This window comes from Stenotrophomonas maltophilia group sp. RNC7, from assembly GCF_030910085.1.
Taxonomy (GTDB): domain Bacteria; phylum Pseudomonadota; class Gammaproteobacteria; order Xanthomonadales; family Xanthomonadaceae; genus Stenotrophomonas; species Stenotrophomonas sepilia.
The window spans coordinates 1-426 of record NZ_JAVFVN010000980.1; the positions used below are offsets into that span (position 1 = coordinate 1).

Annotated in this window: 1 pseudogene; it reads right to left on the reverse strand. The window is 31.2% G+C overall.

Going from position 1 to position 426, the window contains the following annotated elements:
- Positions 1 to 124 precede the first annotated feature (124 nt).
- Positions 125 to 426, reverse strand: a pseudogene (locus RCF13_RS25270) (hypothetical protein); the annotation flags it as partial.

Here is a 426-nt window from a genome sequence, read left to right on the forward strand (position 1 = left end):
ATAGTATCGATTTCGTTAGTACCTACATCATGCCTAGGATTTTCCGCATAGTTTAAAATATTGGATATATCGACGGTCTTATACTCACTTTTAGTACTCATGACAACACCCCGACTATTATAAATTAGTCTCTATTTTTGACAATTTTTAATAACTCATGTTCATTGTCTAATCGATTTGTTTTCTTAGAAAAAAACATATATTCTGAGCCATTCTTTTTTTCTTGTAATGTATACGATAAATTAAAGGTAATTGAATCATACTTAGAATACATCTGTTTAATTTCACTAGTTGTATCGTAGGTAACAATCCATTTGCGATTAGCCATCGTACTATTAATTGTTTTTGCTAGATTATCGTGGTCTCCGTGGTTATAAAAGTTTGTATATAACCCTCGCCCCTTTTTGTAGTAGGGTGGATCAAAAA